This window comes from Stenotrophomonas sp. P5_B8, assembly GCF_054049855.1.
Window position 1 is genome coordinate 1 of the sequence record NZ_JBFULO010000484.1, and the last position, 2,670, is coordinate 2,670.

Below are 2,670 nucleotides of genomic sequence, written 5' to 3' on the forward strand. Positions count from 1 at the left end.
CTATTCGAACGTCCAGAACGGCGGTGCGATCGCCTCGCGCCAGTAGGATTCCTCGGCCATGTAGAAGCCCTGCGCATGGGCCTTGGCGAACCACGCCGCCGCTGCATCCACGTTCTTCTGCAGACCATCACCGCCCCGACCCAGGGCGAGGCCGCTGAGGTACTGGCCGTACACATTGCCCTGCGTGCCGGCGCGCGCGTACCAGCGCAATGCCTCGGCCTTGTCCTGCACCACGCCGACGCCGGCTTCGTAGAGCGTGCCCAGATCCACCTGCGATTCGGCATCGCCGCGTTCGGCGCGACGCTGGATGCGTGCGATCAGCGCGTTCGGCGCCGGGCCGGTGGCCACCGGGTTGCCGGACTTGGCCGAGCCACGTGTGGCCGCGCGCAGTGCGTCGAGCTTGTACAGCTCGCGCAGGTACACCGCAGACCGCAGCCGCCAACGCAGCGCGCCGGCCATGTCGCCGCGCCGCTCGCACCACTTCTCCAGATCGTGCATGGCATACGGTGAGCCGTGGTAGGCGGCGCTGTGGTACCAGTGGAAGGCCTTGCGCGGTGATGCCTTCATCACCACCGCCCCGGGCTTCTGCGGACCCTCGCCACTGTCCAGGCGGCCGCGTTCGAGGATCGTGCCGAGCGTCTCTTCGGCGCTGGTGCTGTGGTGGGTACGCGGCGTGGCGGCGGCCGCACGGGCGTACCAGTCCAGAGCGCGCGGATCATTCCAGGCTTGGTACATCTTCGCCACGCGCAGGGCGGAATCGAACTGGCCATCGGTGGCCCTGGCAAGCGCGTCGCGTTCGGTGTCGCTGACCGGGCGGGTCGGGGCAGCGGCGCAACCGCTCAGAACGGCCAGCGCCAAGGCGCACAGCAACGGGCGGTGGGAGAACAGGTTCATCCATGACATCCAGCAGGGGGCCGGCGATTATCCCGGAGCGCACCGTCGCGGCCGCTGAACGCCGGGGCCGAATCGGTTGCCATCGCAACAGTTGCACCGCCGCCCAAAGCCGGTTACGGTCGGTCCATGTCCTCGTTCCCGGCCACCGCTGTCAGCAATACCAACCGCAATAATCTGCGCGCGAATAATCGTGCGCGGCCGATGCGGGACTGCGACCAGGGCTAGTACAAGCAACACGCCCGGACCCCAGAAAACCCGCATCGACCGATGCGGGTTTTTTTGTGGCCCGGGTTTATCCCTTCCGGGCCTGGGTGGCCGGTCGAATGCCTGCAATACGTGTATTCCCCCATCATCAGGAGTTGTTCCCATGTGTTCGATCTTCGGTATTTTCGGCCTGCAGGCCGGCGACGACCTCAGCGCGCTGCGCCGCCATGCGCTGGACCTCTCGCAGCGCCAGCGCCATCGCGGCCCGGACTGGAGCGGGGTGTACGTCGATGCCGGCGCCATCCTGGTCCACGAACGGCTGGCCATCGTCGACCCGGCCGGCGGTTCGCAGCCGCTGCTGTCCGAGGACGGCGGGCTGGCGCTGGCGGTCAACGGCGAGATCTACAACCACCGCGAACTGAAGGCCGAACTGGCCCAGCCCTATGCGTTCCAGACCGGTTCGGACTGCGAGGTGATCAACGCGCTGTACCGGCAGGACAGCCCGGCCGCGTTCCTCAACCGCCTCAACGGCATCTTCGCCTTCGCGCTGTGGGACCGCGACCAGCAGCGCGTGCTGATCGCGCGCGATCCGATCGGTGTGGTGCCGCTGTACTGGGGTCATGACAAGGACGGCCGCCTGGTGGTGGCCTCCGAGCTGAAGTCGCTGGTGGATATCTGCGCCGATGCGGCGCAGTTCCCGCCTGGCCACTGGTACGACAGCGCCACCGGCACGTTGACCCGCTACTACGAGCGGCCCTGGCGCGACTACGATGCGGTCGAAGGTGTCGAGGCCGACCTTGCTGCGCTGCGCGAGGCCTTCGAGCGCGCCGTGCACCGCCAGTTGATGACCGACGTGCCCTATGGCGTATTGCTGTCCGGCGGCCTGGACTCCTCGCTGGTGGCCGCGGTGGCCGCACGCTACGCGCGCCATCGCGTCGAGGACGGTGATAAAAGCGAGGCGTGGTGGCCGCGTCTGCACTCCTTCGCCATCGGCCTCAAAGGCTCACCGGACCTGGCCGCCGCAGCGATCGCCGCCGAAGCGCTGGGCACGGTGCACCATGGCTTCGAGTACACCTTCGAAGAAGGCCTGGACGCATTGCCCGAGGTGATCCGCCACGTGGAAACCTACGACGTCACCACCATCCGCGCCTCCACCCCGATGTTCCTGCTGGCGCGGCGGATCAAGGCGATGGGCGTGAAGATGGTGCTGTCCGGCGAGGGCAGCGACGAGATATTCGGCGGCTACCTGTACTTCCACAAGGCGCCCAACGCACGCGAGTTCCATGAGGAACTGGTGCGCAAGCTCGACGCACTCAACAACTACGATTGCCTGCGTGCCAACAAGTCGATGATGGCCTGGGGCGTGGAGCCGCGCGTGCCGTTCCTGGACCGCGAGTTCCTCGACGTGGCCATGCGCATCGACGCGCGCCACAAGATGGTCGGGCAGGGGCCGCAGGGCGCACGTCGCATCGAAAAGGCGGTGCTGCGCGAAGCCTTTGAAGGCTATCTGCCCGATTCGATCCTGTGGCGGCAGAAAGAGCAGTTCAGCGATGGCGTCGGCTATGGCTGGAT

2 protein-coding genes are annotated in these 2,670 nt (G+C 67.2%); one reads left to right on the plus strand and one right to left on the minus strand.

Going from position 1 to position 2,670, the window contains the following annotated elements:
* Complete coding sequence (locus tag ACXJKH_RS18360; protein ID WP_457321497.1) at positions 1–894, minus strand: tetratricopeptide repeat protein; 894 nt, start codon at positions 892–894, stop codon at positions 1–3.
* A gap of 367 nt (positions 895–1,261) precedes the next feature.
* On the opposite strand from ACXJKH_RS18360, the gene asnB reads away from it, so the two are divergent.
* Positions 1,262–2,670: asparagine synthase B (asnB, locus tag ACXJKH_RS18365; RefSeq protein WP_457321498.1), on the plus strand; the 1,409-nt coding region annotated here is incomplete at its 3' end.